Source organism: Anabaena sp. 4-3 (assembly GCF_001597745.1).
Lineage (GTDB): Bacteria > Cyanobacteriota > Cyanobacteriia > Cyanobacteriales > Nostocaceae > Trichormus.
Window position 1 is genome coordinate 41,218 of record NZ_LUHJ01000033.1, and the last position, 17,994, is coordinate 59,211.

10 protein-coding genes and 1 pseudogene are annotated in these 17,994 nt (G+C 41.5%); 1 reads left to right on the top strand and 10 read right to left on the bottom strand.

Annotation, left to right across the window (positions count from 1 at the left end):
* Positions 1-111 precede the first annotated feature (111 nt).
* The 5 genes and pseudogenes from A3775_RS09455 to A3775_RS09475 all read right to left on the bottom strand — a co-directional run bounded on the left by A3775_RS09455 (position 112) and on the right by A3775_RS09475 (position 8,074).
* The gene (locus tag A3775_RS09455; RefSeq protein WP_066376802.1) at positions 112-606 is read right to left on the bottom strand and encodes a DUF427 domain-containing protein; all 495 of its coding nucleotides are present in this window, start codon (positions 604-606) and stop codon (positions 112-114) included.
* A 124-nt stretch (positions 607-730) separates the two neighbouring features.
* Positions 731-2,305 carry an HlyD family efflux transporter periplasmic adaptor subunit gene (locus A3775_RS09460; RefSeq protein WP_066376804.1) on the bottom strand — a complete coding sequence of 525 codons (1,575 nt, stop codon included), beginning with the start codon at positions 2,303-2,305 and terminating at the stop codon, positions 731-733.
* 62 nt (positions 2,306-2,367) lie between these two features.
* The gene (locus tag A3775_RS09465; protein ID WP_066424706.1) at positions 2,368-5,382 is read right to left on the bottom strand and encodes a peptidase domain-containing ABC transporter; all 3,015 of its coding nucleotides are present in this window, start codon (positions 5,380-5,382) and stop codon (positions 2,368-2,370) included.
* Between the two features lie 768 nt (positions 5,383-6,150).
* Positions 6,151-7,212: pseudogene (locus A3775_RS09470) on the bottom strand (glycerophosphodiester phosphodiesterase); the annotation flags it as partial.
* A 34-nt stretch (positions 7,213-7,246) separates the two neighbouring features.
* The gene (locus tag A3775_RS09475) at positions 7,247-8,074 is read right to left on the bottom strand and encodes an HAD family hydrolase (protein WP_066376807.1); all 828 of its coding nucleotides are present in this window, start codon (positions 8,072-8,074) and stop codon (positions 7,247-7,249) included.
* Positions 8,075-8,179: 105 nt separating this feature from the next.
* Here A3775_RS09475 and A3775_RS09480 point away from each other — a divergent pair, with 105 nt between their 5' ends.
* A complete protein-coding gene (locus A3775_RS09480; protein WP_066376809.1) occupies positions 8,180-8,992 on the top strand; it encodes a hypothetical protein in 813 nt (270 codons plus the stop codon).
* A 32-nt stretch (positions 8,993-9,024) separates the two neighbouring features.
* Here the strand turns inward: A3775_RS09480 and A3775_RS09485 are convergent, their stop codons facing one another.
* From A3775_RS09485 to A3775_RS09505, 5 genes are all read right to left on the bottom strand, one after another.
* Positions 9,025-9,759 carry a DevA family ABC transporter ATP-binding protein gene (locus A3775_RS09485; RefSeq protein ID WP_066424707.1) on the bottom strand — a complete coding sequence of 245 codons (735 nt, stop codon included), beginning with the start codon at positions 9,757-9,759 and terminating at the stop codon, positions 9,025-9,027.
* Positions 9,760-9,910: 151 nt separating this feature from the next.
* Positions 9,911-11,068, bottom strand: a complete 1,158-nt coding sequence (gene devC / locus A3775_RS09490) for an ABC transporter permease DevC (protein WP_197480122.1) — start codon at positions 11,066-11,068, stop codon at positions 9,911-9,913.
* A gap of 115 nt (positions 11,069-11,183) precedes the next feature.
* Positions 11,184-12,611 carry an HlyD family efflux transporter periplasmic adaptor subunit gene (locus A3775_RS09495; RefSeq protein ID WP_066424709.1) on the bottom strand — a complete coding sequence of 476 codons (1,428 nt, stop codon included), beginning with the start codon at positions 12,609-12,611 and terminating at the stop codon, positions 11,184-11,186.
* 953 nt (positions 12,612-13,564) lie between these two features.
* Positions 13,565-14,383: a SirB1 family protein gene (locus A3775_RS09500; RefSeq protein WP_066376814.1), complete on the bottom strand. Its 819-nt coding sequence runs from the start codon at positions 14,381-14,383 to the stop codon at positions 13,565-13,567.
* A gap of 149 nt (positions 14,384-14,532) precedes the next feature.
* Entirely contained in the window at positions 14,533-17,724 is a 3,192-nt protein-coding gene (locus A3775_RS09505; RefSeq protein WP_066424711.1) for an efflux RND transporter permease subunit, read from the bottom strand.
* Between the last annotated feature and the right edge of the window lie 270 nt (positions 17,725-17,994).

Consider the following 17,994-nt stretch of genomic DNA (forward strand, 5'->3'; position numbering starts at 1 on the left):
CCGAGTCATTGGGATATAACGATAATCGTTATCATTGTAATCTCACATCTAGTTAACTGGCATTTCCGAACAACTAACCCCATCACATAGACTAAAAAATCTAGGCAACCGTTACCATCCCCAACTACCGGGTATACCCTTAAACGGGCCGACAATATCGCTAGTTATCCAACCACCGTAAAAGTTTCCTGGTTGGGGTTCTACCTGTTCCCCATCTACATAACAAGCATCCATTACATGAGCATAAAAAGCTACATGATCCTTGAGAGATGCAAAAGCTGGTGTAGGACTAGGATAAAACCAAGCTGCATTTTGCGCCATCTTCTCGCCTACGCGGATTGTATAATAATTAGCGCGCCCCTTCCACTCGCAAAAACTAGACTGTGGTGTTAACAGCAGATGTTCCATTTTGATATCCGCCGGGGGGATGTAGTAAGAGGGTGGATGGCTGGTTTCTAAAATTCGTTTGGCGTTGCGGGTATCTACGATAACTACGCCATTAAAAATTACCTGAATGTGTTTGTTAGTGTCTTCCAAGCGAGGGGGACGGGGATAGTCCCAAACTGACTCTTGTCCGGGTTGGGGTTCAATGCGTTGAGGATACATATACAATTCAAAATTCAAAAGAAAGTCATTAGTTATTAGTTATTAGTCATTAGTCATTAGTCATTAGTTTTTCTCCCTCCTCTACTCCCTATTCCCCACTCCCTACTTCCTGTGTTCCTATCAACTATCTTACTTGTTTCAAACTCTCAACTTGATTGGTGAACAACTCAGTAAACAGACTCATCACTGTTCTTTCTTCTCTAACTTTGATGTTAGCACTCAAAGACATACCTGATTGCAAGGAAATCTTTCGGTCTTTAATGTCTAGATATTGTTTATCTAACTGAATTCTGGCAGGGAATCTATAAAATTTATAGGTTTCATCCGGCGGTAGTGCATCAGAAGCGATATCAAGTAATTCTCCTTTAATATCGCCGAACTCGCTAAAAGGAAATGAGTCAATTCTGACATCGGCTTTCATTCCCTTACGCACAAAACCAATGTCTTTATTGGTGATGAAAACTTCCGCCACAAATTTATCGTTAGGGACAATTTGTAGTAATTTTTGGGTGGGGTTAGCTACAAAACCAGGGGCTTTTGCTTGTAAATCAAAAATAGTTCCGGAGACGGGGGCGCGGAGTTCTTGATATTTAAAGTTTAATTGGGCTTGAGAAATTTTGCTGTTGACATCTGCCAAATTTTGCTCATTATCTAGCACAATTTTCATAAATTGGCTGTCAATATCAGCAATACGTTTTTTGTTATCGGCTATTCTTTCTAAGATGGTTTTATCAGAAGCGGCGACAGTATTGTAAACTTGTTGCTGATTTTTTTCAATATCTAACTGAAGACGCTTCTTTTCTTCAACTAATTGGGCTACCTCTGCGGCCAGATTTTGGACTCTTTGTTGTTGATTGAGATACTGTAATTTAGAAATACCACCTTCTTCAGCCAGGATTTTGAGATTATCGAAGATATTTTTTTGGATAACTAAACTTGCTTGTGTATCTTGAAGTTTGACTTCAGTTTGAGTTAGTTGTTTCCGAATTTTGGCAACTTCTAACCGCGCCGCAGCAGCACGAGTTTCTAATTCTTGTCTAGCAACTGCTAGTTGTTGCAGTTCATCTCTATCTAATCCTATTCCTGGGGTGTAGTTTCTTAATTGAGTACGCAGTAACTCATTGTCTGCGACTAAAGCCGCCCGACTTCTTAATAAAAATACTGCATCCCTAGGTAATTGACTGCGGAGAAATTCTAGCTCTGAAGTCATGTCAGATGTAGAATTCATTAACCGCCGATAAATTTGATTTTGCTGCATTAAGGAACTGCGAATTTTATTTAAAGCATTTAATTGTGCAACGGTGGCGACAGTTTCAAAAGTTAATAGTAAGTCTCCTTTTTGAACTTTATCTCCATCTTTAATAAAGACTTCTTTGATAACACCATTTACAGGTGCTTGTACTTCTTTGACAGTTCCCTCTGGCTTTAATTGGCCAGTGGCAGGTACTACCTGCTCAATTTTGGCGAAATATGCCCAAGTAATGCCAAAACAAGCTAAAATCATCAATGTTACCATGATGGTGCGTGACCACACCGGAGATTGGCGTAGGACAACGGATTGCTCAAATTCTTCACTAACTATCAAACCCTGATTAGGGTTCTTCACTAGAGATGTGACAAGTTGAGCATCAGCTTTGACAGCTTTATCGTGCTTGCCGTTACCATTATTACCATTTAGGCCGCTATTGAGTTGAGTCATAGTAATTTGTTGATTGTTGACTGTTGACTGTTGACTGTTGACTAATGACTAATGACTAATGACTACAAATTGACTTCTTGCTGTTGATATAGGTAGAAATAATGACCTTTCGCCGCCATTAATTCTTTATGTGTTCCTTGTTCAATGACTTTTCCTTTGTCCATCACCACGATGACATCGGCGTGACTGACGGTGTTGAGGCGGTGGGTGATAAAGAAGACTGTGCTACCTTGGAAGGCGTTAGCTAAGTTGAGACAGACTTGGCGTTCAGTGGTATAGTCTAAGGCACTGGTGGCTTCGTCTAAGACTAAGAGTTTAGGTCTTTGGAGAATGGAACGAGCCAGGGCAATTCTTTGTCTTTGTCCACCAGAAAGTGCTGCACCTCGTTCTCCGACTCTGGTATTGTAACCATTGGGTAAGCCCATAATAAAGTCGTGTGCAACAGCAATTCTCGCGGCTTCGATAATCTCCTCTGTGGAAGCATCGGGATTTGTCAGGGCGATATTTTCCTGCACAGTACCGTCAAATAATAGGGTTTCTTGGGGGACAACCCCAACTTGACGGCGCAGGGAATAAAGTTCTACCTTGGAAATGTCGTAACCATCAATCAAAATTCTGCCCGACTCTACATCATACAGTCGTAGCAGTAATTTCATCATCGTACTTTTACCGGAACCACTTTGTCCGACGATACCAACAAATGTTCCGGGTGCAAATTCAATATTGACGTTAGAAAGTTGTAGGGGGCCACTGGGTGCAAAGCGGAAGGAGACGTTTTCGTACTTGACAGAACCTTCGATTTCTGGTAAGGGGATGTTGTAACGGTCGATTTCTGCTTCTTGGGGTGTATCGACAATATCGCTTAACCGTTCTAGTGATAAGGCGGTTTCTTGGAAGTTTTGCCAGAGTTGTGCTAGGCGTAAGACGGGACTGGTAACGTAACCAGAGATAATTCTAAAGGCGATTAATTCTCCTAGGGTTAATTCGCCTTGCAGTACCAAATAAGCACCCGCCCACAAGACTAATAAACTACTGAGTTTGTTGAGAAAGTTACTGGTGGAGTTAGCTAGGGTAGAGGTGATGACGGTTTTAAAACCTGCGGCTACATACCGAGCATATCGCTCTTGCCAGGAAAAGCGCGATCGCAATTCAATATTTTGAGCTTTGACTGTTTGAATTCCCGACATCACCTCGACTAAATAGGATTGAGTGGCAGAGTTGCGTTCAGCTTTGGTGCGTAACTGTCTACTGACTGTCGGTGAAGCAATTAAGGTAATAATCACGAACACCGGAATAGTGCTTAAACCCACTAAGGTCAGTTGCCAACTGTAAAACAGCATGACGATAATGTAAACCACCGAGAACACAGCATCTAACCCGACTGTTAACGCTGTGCCGGTGAGAAACTGGCGGATGTTTTCTAATTCGTTGATGCGTGTAGACAGTTCACCTACGGGTCGCTTTTCAAAGTAACGTAGTGGTAGGCGCAGTAAGTGATCAATAATTTGTGAACCCAAACCCATGTCGATGCGGTTGGTGGTATCCACAAATAAATAAGTCCGTAAGGTAGTGAGTACGGCTTCAAATATACCCACCACTAACAATAATACTCCCAACACATTCAAGGTGTTGATGCTGTTTTGAACGATGACTTTATCGATAATTAACTGGATAACTAGGGGGTTAGCTAGCTGTGCTAACTGCACAAAAAATGAAGCGATAAAGACTTCAATCAGAACTCGTTTATAGCGTGACAAGAACGGCAGAAACCACCGCAAACCAAAGCGTTCTTGTGGTGTTTCTTTGGTAGGTGTGAGTAGTAAGACTCGAAATTGTGGGGGGTAACTTTCTTCTAGCGTCTCTAAATGCTCGACTGCTTGGGCGGGTTTACAGCGAACTATACCTTGGCTGGGTACACCTAACACTACATTATTGGCATCTGCTGCATATAACACTGCATAACTATTGCCATAACGCACGAGTGCCGGGGTTGGGATACGGTGAATAGCGGCGATGGGAATATCTACTAAGTTGGCTTTGAGTCCGATTAACTCTGCTAGGTAAGCACAAACAGGAAATGAGATATTACCTTGGCGTTTAATTTGTTCATTTAACAGGCGACGCACGACTTCGCGCCGAAAGGGGATTTGTAAATGCTTGGTGAGCATTTGAAAACAGGCAGAGGTGGCGTTTAATTCGCCTTTACCGCCAAAAAACGGGAATTTGTAATTGGTTTTTTGGGTGTTGGATGAGGAGTAATTTGATTGAGAATAATCTTCCTCAGTGGCGTAGGGAATTTCTTCTACAATCTCCGCAATAGTAGGTTGTTCGCTGGTGGTAGTCAGTTGTCCCTGATGGTGATTTTTCTCTAGGAGTAATAAATCCGATGGTGCTAAACCCAGCAACCGCGCCGGCTGTTCTCCTGTGACTGTAATTGCTGCTTGTCCATCCCTCGGTTCTAGGCGAGAACCTACAGGAAAATTGTTGATATTACCACCACTGACAAACCAAATGCTGTCATTATCTAGTTGCTGAAAGTTTGTTTTTCCTGGTTTTAGGTAATATATTCTGGCGTTTTCTAGTGCTTTTGTGGCGATTTCATCCAGGTTAGTCACGACATTAGCTTGCTTTGCTAACTGTGAACCCAAAATATCGAAAACTTCTACCAAGTTAGTCTGGTTTTGTCGCGCGTTGGCGAAGGCTGGATAATTCGATAATAGGTGTAAGTAGTCTGCGGCTTCTAGGGTTAAACCTATGACTTCATCGGTGGAGGCGATCGCCGTCTCACACGCCACTTCACGCCATAACCCAATTTCGCCAATTATGTCACCTGGATGTAACAATTTTAATGTAATTGGCATCTGCGTTTGCGGGTCGTATCCCAATAAACGCACTTTTCCCTCATAAATAATCGTGACTCGCTCAGGAATCCTTTCCTTACCAACAATTTTTTGACCAATCCGATAGCGAAATGCTTGTACTCGGTCTACTAACTTACTAATTTCTGTAGTTGGTAATTGGTCAAATCCTTCTAGGGTGACGAGAAAATCTTGAAAGGTATTTTTAATATAGGTCATAACTAAAAAACTACATTACTGGATTAGTCTATTATCTGTCGGTTTTTATACAAGCGGCAGCAAACCTGTTGAAGATATTACCACAGCATACCCTGACTGTAATTGCATTAATTTGCTTTGATAACCTTTTGTTGGATGTTTTTTAGTAATTTTACCTAAAATTATTCATTTTTTTGTGGAATTAGTACAGCATTTGCAGTAATTTTGGCACAATCATCTATATAAAGTGTAAGTATTAATCTAGAAAACCTAAATTATTTTTGACACAGAGGCGCATAGCTAACTATACAAGTGTGACTACTAAAAAATTTCTTCAGACTTAAAATATCACACTTTCTTCACCTGATAAATGCTTAAGAAACGATGAAGAAAAAGTTAAGAAAATTTAGACAATCACACATCAGTATAGCCAGCTAAAACGAAGCTATAATGATGACCATAATTAAGGGTGTAAATTGATGAGCATTTCCACATCAAGGGTATGATTAAACCGAGTGAATCTGTAAAATCTTTTAATTTATTTGAGTAAATATTTGTACAGTCATTACTCACCTTCGGTAGAGTCATATCTTGCACCTTTCTCAATAAGCCTCGCTCCCTGCACAGCCAATGACGTAAAACTAAGGCTTTCAGCAAGTTGCAAGCAATGCCCACCCTACAAAAATTATCATCAAGAAACAGGTGCAAGATGTGTGTAGAGGGAACAGGGAACTGTTAAGAGTTCCCTCTTAAAGCATTTCAAAAGTCTGACGCACCCTACAAGACATTTGTCATCAAGTGACGCACGCGATCGCCTGTCCCTGGAAAGTCAGTAAAATAGCCATCAACACCCAACTCAATAAAATCTCTGTATTCTGCTTCTGGGTTGTTGTTGTAGTCTTTAGCTAAATAACGTGCTTCGTTACGGAAGGTGTAGGGATGGACTAACAAGCCGACTGCGTGGGCATCTTCTACCAAACTTGTGGGTGCAGTCAAGGTTTTATCGGCATCGTTAACTATACCATCTGCATTCACATCTACAACATGAACTGATCTAATCATCCGCTTCCAAGGGCCAATACCATCGGCATAAGTGGCAATTTCCTTTAAACCATCAGGAGTCCGTAAGTCTGCATAGGTGCGGCGATCGCCACTGACTACAAAATCATCAGGTTTCACCTCTTGTAATGAACCATCCAGATTCACACCTAACGCATTGAGTAATTGGATTAAAGGCAGGTTCACACCAAATGCCGGCATGATCCTATTTTTCAATGCCTTGAGATTGCCCACCTCGAAAGATTGAATAAATACCCTTTTAGGTTCAGTAAATCCCTCGTGAACCAGAGTATCAATTAGTTTCTGGCTAATGTCGTAACCTTGCTGTAAAAAGTAAGTAGGATGCTTAGTTTCGGGATAAATGCCGATTTTTTTAGCTGTATCAGTTTCTACCTGCTTCACCAGGGCGATAATTTCCTCTAGGGTAGGGATTTCATACAAATCATTAAACTCTTGAGGACGGAAGTCTTGAGCCATTCTCGCCCGCAAGGTTTTGATTTCTGCGAGGGTGAAATCTTCCGCAAAGAAACCTTGTTGAACTAACCCATTCACAATTTTAGTTTGGCGGCGATGAGCAAACTCTGGAAGTTCTGCAACATTGGTAGTGTTAATTAAGTTGGATTCGTGACGGGCTATCAATACACCCTCTTTTGTCACTACTAAGTCAGGTTCGATGAAGTCCGCACCCTGTTCAATTGCTAACTGATAAGCAGCAAGGGTATGTTCTGGCAATTCCCCACTCGCACCCCGATGGGCAATCACAATTGGAGGTTTACCGTCTAGAGTTTTCAATCCCTACTCCTGATTTTGAGCAAAAATTTTTCTCTTAACTTAACCTAGATAATTCGCGATTTTGCAAAATATATCTGGACAACTCACAAAATCCTTCTCCCTCAGCCGCAGAGGTAATGTAAGTAGGGTGATGTTGTAACTGGTTAGCATATTTTACGACATTGGCCACGCCTACAGAAAGCGGAAAATCACGCTGATTAAATAAACTTTCATCATTCGGACTATCACCCACAGTCACAATTTGTGCTGGGGAATATTCAGGAAAGTATTCTCGTAAGACTTGTAATAAACCAATGGCTTTTGTTTGTCCTGCTGGTTTAATGTGACACTGGACATTACTGTAAGTAAATCCCCAACCCATTTGTTGACAAAGATGACTGAGCATTTGCAGTTCATCCAGACTTAAGGCAGCAACATCAAATGTCCAATCGGTGAGGCGAAAGCGATTGTCGGCGGATTCCTGTATTTGGGGAAATTGGCGTTTTAATTGCTCAAAAGCTAAAGATAAGTGCTGACGATGTACTGTGAAATCGGGAATTGGTGTTAATGTTATGGTTTGCTCACTCTGAGATGGATAAAATAAACCGCCATTTTCTGCGATCGCCCCGGCAATTGGCAAGAGACTATTCAAGCCGTTCATCCAACCAGCAGAACGCCCTGTGACAATCAGGACTTGAATACCCGCAGTCTGTAAATCTTCTAAAGCTTGTATTAAGGCAGTAGAAAATTTGCCCTGACTCGTCAGTGTACCATCCATGTCTGTGGCGATCAGCCGAATATTACTCAAGACAGCAGAGGTATCTGGTGAAAGTTGTTTGAGACTTTGAGGATGCCCAGTGGGAAGATTTGGGTGTCTGTACATACGCGGGTTCAGTCTAGCTGTAAAAAATACCAATCATACAGTAATGTAACAGGCAAAATTTGGGCATCCTAAAAATAAACAGTCCAGTGTTTTTGTTAACTACCTATGCTAACTCCCATATTCCTCGCCCAAACCCAAACGCCAAAAACCAAAAAGGTGACACAGCAAGCCGCAGCCAATGACATTCCCATACCAGCCGTGTTAATGGTGACATCTGGTGGATTATTAATAGCATTGATTGCTGTGATGGTTTTTGGTAAGCAGCAAATCACCAAACTGGAGAAAAAAGTCAAGTTTGAACAATTCCGCGCCAGGGAATTAGAGAAAAAATTTAAACTTGCACTGGAAACAATTCGCAAGATGGAAACGAATCCCGACTTGGTACACTCGCGGGACTTTAACCTAGACTATCTGCGGATGCGGATGTCTGAGGAAGTGTTTCATTTTGGGATTGTGAATCAAATTAAAATCAGAATTAAAGATAAAATTTCCCAAGCTCTACGCCCCAATCAATCACAGCAGGGAACAGTGGGAATTGCTAATACTGCCGCTAGACAGGTAGATGAAACTTTTGATGTGGAATATGAAACCGGTACTCCACCGGATATCGCTAAACGCGTGCTGTTTCGCATTCAAATTCGGTTAATGAAGTTACCCACACAAGCAACTTCTACCACTATTAGCCAAATTATTGACTGTATTGAAACCTATCTTAGCCCCATAGATGAAGATAGTAATTGGCAACCGACAATTCAAGGGCGAATTGCTCACATGCACTGGGATCAAAAAGCTAAACCAACACCATTATTGGTGTTGGAACAATCCAATGATGGCGTAAATGTGACTTTCCGCACTCAACGCCAACACAATTCACCTGTATCACCGAAGGAGTCTAGAGTCAAACCATACAGCAGGTAATACCAATTAACACTTACTTTCTACTCCCTCTGTTATGGTTTTTCGCCCGATGTACCAGATTCATAACTGATAACTACACTTTGGGAATCACGGGCGAGGAGTCCGTCTTCCATTTCCACGATGCGATCAGCTATGTCTAAAATGCGATTGTCGTGTGTGACTAACAAGATGGCTGTTCCCTGTTCTTTGGCTAGACGCTGCATGATTTCTACTACATCGCGTCCTGATTGTTTATCTAAAGCTGCGGTTGGTTCGTCGGCTAACACCAGTGGCGGATTGTTTACCAGGGCGCGAGCGATCGCAATTCTTTGTTTTTGTCCACCCGACAAGTTATCAGGGTAGTAATTTACACGATTTTCTAAGCCTACAGCTTGGAGCATGGCTTGTGCATGGGCGATCGCTTCTTCTGGTGCAACATGATTATTTAACTCCACCGCCATCTGCACATTTTGTCTAGCAGTTAAAAACCCCAGCAAGTTGTGCGCCTGAAAAATATAGCCGATGCTGCGCCGAATTTGTACCAACTGACTTTGACTTGCACCAGATAATTCTACACCTAAAAATTTCAGACTACCCTCTTGTACAGACCGTAAACCACCAATCAAACTCAATAATGTAGTTTTACCTGAACCTGATGGCCCGGTCATAATCACAATTTCCCCAGGATAAATATCTAGGTTAATGTCAAATAAAATTTGTCTTTTGAGTGCGCCTTTGCCATAGTAATGATTAATATTCCTAATGGCAATTACAGCTTCTTTTCTCATGATTAATTAAGTTGTTAGGAGTGATTATTTACAATAGGTGACTGTGGGGAATTGCAGCAATCATAAACTTTTATCATTGAATTATAAATTTTGATTTGCAATTGATTTTGTTGTTTCGCATTCAATTTATATTTTTTCTCTATTTACCATCTTAGAAAATATCGGCCGGGTCAGCAGAACGCAGTTTTCTCACAGCAATTGTCCCAGAAACCACACACATAATAAATGTGAGAATTAGCACCGTAATCGCACGTTCAAGACTCATAAAAATCGGTAACAGTGTGGCATCTCTAGCAGTTTTATACATGAACATGGAAAAAGCAAATCCTGGCAGATAGCCTAAAAAAGCCAATATTAGAGCTTCTTGCAGAATCACGGTTAATAAATATCTCTGGGTATATCCTATTGCTTTCAAAGTTGCATATTCAGACAAATGGTCTGCTACTTCTGTGTACAAAATTTGATAAACAATCACAGTCCCCACAATAAAACCCATGATTGTCCCTAACGTGAAGATAAAACCAATTGCTGTACTACTAGCCCAATAATTACGCTCAAAAGCAATAAACTCTTGCTTAGTTAAAACATTGATATCTGGAGGTAAGTAACTCCGCAATTCTTGAGCAACAGTGTTAGCATCATATCCGGGTTTTAATCTAATCAAACCAATATCAATTAATCCCGGTTGACGAGTCAGAAATAACCGGAAAAAATTGACATCACTGGTAATCAAATTCCCATCTGCCCCAAAGGATGCGCCCAAAGTAAATAAACCGACCACTTTGACGCGTCGTCTGCGGACTTCGGCTGTGACGTTTTTCCCTTGCTCGACATAAGTAGCAATCGGGCCATATTCCTGTCGAGAAGAACGGTCAAATAAAACAGTATCAGCAAGTTTAAGTTTATCTAAATTTTCTGCAACTCCCGGTAAATTAAAAACATTAGTTTCGGGATTAATCCCAAACACAAGAATACTTCGAGTTTTACCAGTATCAGGATTTTTCCAAACAGAATAATCCAAATATATAGGATGTACAGATTTTACCGAAGGCAATTCTAAAGCTTTGTACAAACGCCGTTGTGAAAAGCCTTTCATCGCCAGTACAGCGTTAGATTGACGATTAAGTAAAACAATATCACCTTGTAAGCTGCTATGTAACCGGACATTACTATAGTAAAGAGCATCGCGGAAACCTAGCTGCATAAACATCAAAATATCAGCAAAGGCAATTCCGGCTAACGCTACGGCGAGGCGAGTTTTTTCTCGTGTGAGTTGTAACCACGCCAGAGGTATTTTTTTACGAATCATTAGAGTTAGTCATTAGTCATTAGTCATTAGTCATTAGTCATTAGTCAGAAGGAAAACAGGTTTTATATCTGACTTTGAGACTGAGATTTTTTACCTCAATTACTGAGCTACTGTTTTATTGGTTATTAATTTCAACCAATACTTTGGCGTAGGTTAAACCAGAAACTTTTTGACTATCTGCTGATGACAGGGCAATTTTTACTTCTACCACTCTGGCATCTACATCAGCTGCGGGATCTGTATTCAATACGTCTTTTCTACCGATTTTTCTGCCAATTTCGGTGACAGTTCCCGTTAATTCGCCGCTAAAAGCACCGTTGTCGCTGGTGATAGTGACATTTTGACCGACACGAACTCTACCAATGCTGTCTTCGGGGACTTCTGCAATTACCATCATTTGCTCAGTGTCTCCCATTTCAGCTATGCCTTCGGTGCTGATAGATTCCCCTGATTTGGTATGAACTTTCAGAATTTCGCCAGATGATGGTGCTTGTACGTAGCTTAATTTTAGTTCGGCTTCGGCTTTTCTGACGTTAGCGATCGCATTACTTACTCCCGCTTGCGCCATCTGCACATCAGTCGGGCTAACTTCCACCAGTCTTTTAAGTCTGGCTCTTTCTTCTTCAATTTGTCTTTGCAGAGTGGCAATGGTTTTGTCGCGGTTAACTTTCGCTTCTACTAACTGCTGTTGTAAACTGCTTAAAGTTTTCACTTGGTTAGCTCTAGCTTCAGCTAATTGCTGGCGGATAGTCGCTATTGCTTGACGGAGACTAGCTTGGGCTTCTATCACTTGTTGATTAGCAGTAATCGCACTCAATCGCCTTCTATCTCGTTCTTGCTGTGAAATTGCCCCTTGTTTGTATAAGAACTCGTACCGCCCAGCATCCACCTGAGCATTACGTTGCTCGGCTTTGATGCGGTCAAGCGTGGCTCTTAAACCGTCTTGTTGTCCCCGCAGTTCCGCTTCTAAACGGTTGACTGTGGCTTGTTGAGCAATTTTTTCCGCACTTAGTTGGGCAGCAATGCGGGTAATCATCGCTTGTTGCCCTTCACTTTCTCCGCGCAATTGCGCCTGTAAACGCGCAATAACGGCTGTTTGAGCTTGAATATCTTTTGGTGAGCCAATTCGGACTTGCGCCAAACTAGCACGGGCTTCTTGAACTTTGGCTTTTGCTTCCTCTACAGCCGCCAATCTGGTATCGTAATTATCTAAAATTGCAATCACTTGACCCTTCCGCACTCGTTCCCCCTCTTTGACAAATAGTTGCTTGACTCGTGAGGCTGATTGTAATCCCCCCATAGGAGCTGACAGTCTAATCACCTCTCCTCGTGGTTCCACACGCCCTAAAGCACTAATACTGCTAGCAACTGGATTGATGGGTACAGATGGGTTTAGCTTTCTGATTTGCTCAAATTTTGCTGTAGCTAGTAGCCCGGCTGCAACTGCTACTGGTAAGGCGACAGCAAGACCCCACCAAATCTTAGGTTGTTCTAGCTCCAGTGGCTGCTCTCTTGACCTTGGCTGCTCACTCACCCTTGACATGGTTTTTTGTCCGTTTATCTGAAATTTTGCTGATGAAAATAAAAAAGCAAGTTACATAAATCCAAATTAATTGTTAGTAAACACCTAACCTCTGATAACAAACAATCATTAGTTTTAGGCTGAATTACACCTCAAGCTAATACCTGATAAATCTGGAACTCTACAGGTTGTTTGCATAGCGTTTACCAATAGCAGCTTAGGAGGGTAAGATGCAAATTTTCTGATGTTAAATATTTATCTCACTCAGACACTATTGTTGGTAGCAACCTGATATTAATAACCCTTTCATGCAAAAAATTCCTCAACCCTGATCCAAGGTAGCTTTTCAGATTTCCCAGTGAAATACAGAGGGCTAGGGAAATCAAGGGTTGAGGGTTTTAGAGCGTAAGTTCTGCCTCAGAAAATCTGATATTGCAGATAGATTTCACTTTGCCAAACTTCGCCAAAACTTTCTGCAACTTATATGACTTTATTTGTGGTTTTCGCTGACTTTTTACCAAAAATATCCGCAAAAATCGATTATAACACCTAAATTATGTGGATTGATGTCAGTGTCACAAACATTTGATTTTTGGTTTGTAGTCAGGACTTTAGTCCTGATGCCTGTGCGCGTAGCGTCTGCAACAGAGGACTTGATTCATGATTACAAATTTAATTCAGAATTTTGTAATACAAGAGAACATTTTAGCATAAACATTACCACCACTTGACTAACAAAACTTATAGCTAATAACACCAGCAAACAATAGCAATTATTTTTGTATTTGGTCAATGATAAAAAAACGTATTTAAAATGGACTATTTATCACATGATATTTTGCTGATATTGATACTTAAATTATGATGATATGTGGTGAATTACACAAAAATGCTGGTGCTAACTACTTTAGTAAACATAAAAATGTAGGGTGCGTTAAAGCAGCGTGTAACGCACCGCCATAAACAGGGCAGCGTTACCGCCCTAAATCACCTAGTAAGCGGCGAATGAGTGCTGTGTCTTCACTGTCGGGAGTTGTGGCTAGATAAGTATGCAAGTCGTCAGATGCTTGGTTATAGTTACCTAGTTGATAGTTTAATAGACCGCGATCGCGCACTTCGGAAGTAGCATCAGGAAATAGCAACAAAATCCTTTCCACTACAGTCAAGCTTTTTTCTAAGAGTTGCTGTCTGAGATAAATATACTTCAAATTAGTCAAGATGCGCGCCAAAAATTGCCGATTACTCACTGTGGCTAAAAATTCCGGGCGTAAAGGCACATTCTGCTGGAACATTTGATTTAGCCTATCTTGACAATCTTGAGGAAATATCACCTCGCCACGATTAAAAGCATCGACAAAAATCTCCATATCTGGAATCGCTGGACGAATTAAGAAGTGTCCTGGCATTCCTATTCCTTGCATCGGAAAATCTATCCGTCGGGCTATCTCTAAATAAACCAACGCTAAAGTAATAGGAATACCTGTCCGTCTGTCAATCACATCATTTAAAAAGCTATTGCGGGGGTCATAATAATTACTTTGATTGCCAGCAAATCCTAAATCGTCGTAAAGATATTGATTGATAGTTTGAATGACTCGCAAGGGATAACGTGACGTTGGTAAACGTGCTTGCACTTCATCCGCCATTGTATCCAAGGCGTTGATATATTCTTCTATATCCAGTTGAGGATATTCTTCTTGAGCAATATATAAAGCCGCCTTAGCTAAGTCAATATGCTCATCTGATTGTTGGATTTCTTGGTAAAAATATTGTCGCGGCAGATAGGAATTCATAAGCAACACCTGATAGGTTTGTGTACATATTTTGAGAAGGCAGGTGGCAGATTTCAGGATGAGTAATGAGGACTAAAGTCCTCACTACAAACAAAAAGTTTTACTTGTGTAGGTGTAGGGTTGCTGCTAACTCCTGAATTCGGCTGCAATTAATCATTGGTTTTATTCACGGAAGCCACAGTTTTTTTATCCAATGAGCTTGCACCTGTTTCTAATGCTGGCTTCTGATGGGGTTTGAACAAGCTTTCAGTTAAGGTCTTAATTACAATATACAAGACTGGGACGACAAACAAACTTAATAAAGTAGCAATCAGCATTCCACCAAACACTGCTGTTCCTAAAGATTGACGACTGCCAGCACCCGCACCTGTAGCAATGGTTAAAGGAAAAATACCGATGAGGGTAGAAAATGCAGTCATGAGAATGGGGCGTAAACGTTCTTGGGCGGCTTCAATTGCGGCTTTGGCGATGGGAAGTCCTTGTTCTCGCAGTTGGTTAGCAAACTCCACAATTAAAATTGCATTTTTACTAGCCAAACCAATCAACATCACCAAACCAATTTGACAGTAGACATCGTTAGGAAAACCCCGCAATGATTGGGCTACGAGTGCGCCAAGTATCGCTAAAGGTACTGACAAAAGAATGATAATAGGGTCGATGTAGTTTTCGTATTGGGCGGCGAGTACCAAAAAGACAAATACCAGTCCTAAACCAAAAATTAATGGTGCTAAACTCCCTGATTCCAGTTCTTCTAAGGCAGTTCCAGACCATTCATAACCATAGCCAGGGGGTAAAACTGCTTGGGCTACTTGTTCCATTTTATCAATTGCATCGCCGGAACTAAAACCAGGGGCAGCAGAGCCATTAATTTCTATGGAACGGAATAGGTTGTAATGGTTAATGGTTTGCGCTCCCACTACTGAAGTAACTTTAATTAAATTACCGAGGGGAATCATTTGATTATTTTGCGATCGCACATACAACTGTTCGATATCTTTGGGATTAGAGCGAAACTGTTGATCAGCTTGCACATACACGCGATAATTACGCTGTTGCAAATTGAAATCATTCACATATCGAGAACCCAAAGCAGTTTGTAAGGTGCTAAATATATCATCGATAGAAACTTGTAAGGCTTTGGCTTTGTTGCGGTCTACTTCTACTAATAGTTGTGGTGTATTCGCAGCAAAGGTACTAAACACCGCTTGTAATCCTGGTGTTTGGTTGGCGCGTCCTAACAATTGTCCCATAGTCTGCACCAAATTTTCTAAACCGCTATTGCCTCTACGGTCTTGCAGTTGAAAAGTAAAGCCGCCAAAGTTACCTAAACCTTGAATCCCTGGGGGGTTGACAGGAAAAATTCTGGCTTCGGGAATTGCGAACAACTTACCCCGCAGTTTACCAATGATAGCTTGTACTGATTGGTCTGGTCTAGGACGTTCAGCCCAAGGTTTTAAGGTAGTGAAAAGAATACCGCTATTGGCTGTACTACCACTAAAACTAAAACCTCCGACGGCGAAAGTTCCTACTACTTCCGGTATTTGCAAGATTTCTTTTTCTACTTGTGCTATGACATCACTCGTATATTGCAAAGATACGCCTTGCGGCCCTTGAATAATTGTGATGAAATAACCTTGGTCTTCATCGGGTAAAAAGGCTGCGGGAACTGTGATGTATAGCCAAGCTGTCATTCCTAAACAGACGATGAATAAACCAATGATAATGCTTTTGATGCGGGTGAGAAAAACGAGCGATCGCCTATATTTTTGTCTGACTCCATCCAGAAAGCCATTAAACTGCTCAAAAATTCGCCCCAACCAACCTGATGGTTTTTGTCCTTGACGCAGTAACAACGCACATAAAGATGGTGTTAAAGTCAAAGCCAAAAAGGTAGAAATCACAATCGAAAAGGCGATGGTTAACGCAAATTGCCGATATAGTGCGCCAGTAGTTCCGGGGAAGAAAGCCACAGGTACAAACACCGCCATCAAGACTAAAGAAGTAGCGATGACTGCGCCAAACAATTCCGCCATTGACTCACTAGCAGCCCGACGGGGATTAATCCCTCTATCTTGAATAAAACGGCTAATCTGCTCAACTACAACAATCGCATCATCTACCACCATCCCCGATGCTAGAGTCAAACCAAATAAAGTCAAACTATTAATCGAAAAATTAAAAACTTTGACAAAGGCAAACGTCCCTACCAAAGCCAAAGGAATTGTCAATGCTGGAATTAAGGTTGTGCGCCAGTCTTGCAAAAAAACAAAAATCACCAGCACTACCAGCACCACCGCCATTATCAGCGTCTTGACCACTTCTGACAATGATTCTTCGACAAACATTGTCGTGTCAAAAGCTACCTGATATTTCACACCAGGGGGAAAACTCTTAGCTAATTCCACCATAGCGGCTTTTACACCCTTGGCGACATCCAAGGCGTTACTTCCCGGAAGTTGATAAATTCCTAAACCGACAGCATTTTTGCCACGAAATCGTAAAAATGTATTGTAATTTTCTGCCCCTAGTTCGGCTCTACCAACATCTTTGAGTTTTACTAAAGTGCCATCATTTTCAGTTTTCAGAACAAGTTCTTCAAATTCTTTCGCATCTGTTAATCTGCTGGCGGCACGCACATCCAGTTGATATTGTTGTCCTTGAGGTGCTGGTTCTTGTCCAATTCTGCCCGCACCAACTTGCAAATTTTGTTCCGTTAACGCCCTGCTGACATCTTCTGTGGTTAAACCCCGACTAGCTAAACGATTAGGATCTAACCACAAACGCATAGCATAGCGACGTTCGCCAAAAATTCGCAAATCACCCACACCTTTAATTCTTTTTAGAGCATCTACCAAGTAAAGGTCTGCGTAATTGCTGAGAAATATATTATCATATTCATCATTGTCAGTGTATAAGCCAATACCTAATAAAATATTGGTAGATTGCTTAGTAACCCGCACCCCTGTACGCTGCACAATATCTGGTAGTTGAGCTTCGGCAACTGCAACCCGATTCTGCACATCGACGGCGGCAATATCTTTGTCCCGCGAAGCATCGAAAGTGACTGTAATGTTACTTGTACCGTCGTTACTACTGCTAGAAGTAATATATTTAACGCCCTCAACGCCGTTAATTTGCCGTTCTAAGATGTTTGTCACGCCACTTTCTACCACTTCTGCACTCGCACCTGTGTAGTTAGCAGAGACGTTAATTTGAGTAGGGCTAATATCTGGAAATCGGGCAATCGGTAATGTGGTAATACTGATTAATCCCACCAGCAAAATAATTAACGCGCAGACTGTAGAAAAGACAGGCCGCTTAATAAAGAAGTCAACAAACATATAAATTCAAAATTCAAAATTCAAAATTCAAAATTCAAGAATACTGGGGAAAAATCTCCCCCTGCCTCCTGCCTCCTGCCTCCTGCCCCCCTGCCCCCCTGCCCCCCTGCTTCTGATTTAGGATTCTGGAACAATAGGCGCGCCGTTGGTGAGGTTGAGAATACCGGAAACTATGAGTTTTTCACCAGGTTTTAATCCTTCGAGAACTTGATAGTTGTTACCTTCTATCGCTCCCAATTTCACCGGCTTTTGTATTGCTACTAAAGAGGG

Excerpts from the sequence above, each read along its gene's own strand:
- A3775_RS09455 (WP_066376802.1), bottom strand. The coding sequence starts at position 606 with ATGTATCCTCAACGCATTGAACCCCAACCCGGACAAGAGTCAGTTTGG.
- A3775_RS09460 (WP_066376804.1), bottom strand. The coding sequence starts at position 2,305 with ATGACTCAACTCAATAGCGGCCTAAATGGTAATAATGGTAACGGCAAG.
- A3775_RS09465 (WP_066424706.1), bottom strand. The coding sequence starts at position 5,382 with ATGACCTATATTAAAAATACCTTTCAAGATTTTCTCGTCACCCTAGAA.
- A3775_RS09475 (WP_066376807.1), bottom strand. The coding sequence starts at position 8,074 with ATGTACAGACACCCAAATCTTCCCACTGGGCATCCTCAAAGTCTCAAA.
- A3775_RS09480 (WP_066376809.1), top strand. The coding sequence starts at position 8,180 with ATGCTAACTCCCATATTCCTCGCCCAAACCCAAACGCCAAAAACCAAA.
- A3775_RS09485 (WP_066424707.1), bottom strand. The coding sequence starts at position 9,759 with ATGAGAAAAGAAGCTGTAATTGCCATTAGGAATATTAATCATTACTAT.
- devC (WP_197480122.1), bottom strand. The coding sequence starts at position 11,068 with ATGATTCGTAAAAAAATACCTCTGGCGTGGTTACAACTCACACGAGAA.
- A3775_RS09495 (WP_066424709.1), bottom strand. The coding sequence starts at position 12,611 with ATGTCAAGGGTGAGTGAGCAGCCAAGGTCAAGAGAGCAGCCACTGGAG.
- A3775_RS09500 (WP_066376814.1), bottom strand. The coding sequence starts at position 14,383 with ATGAATTCCTATCTGCCGCGACAATATTTTTACCAAGAAATCCAACAA.
- A3775_RS09505 (WP_066424711.1), bottom strand. The coding sequence starts at position 17,724 with ATGTTTGTTGACTTCTTTATTAAGCGGCCTGTCTTTTCTACAGTCTGC.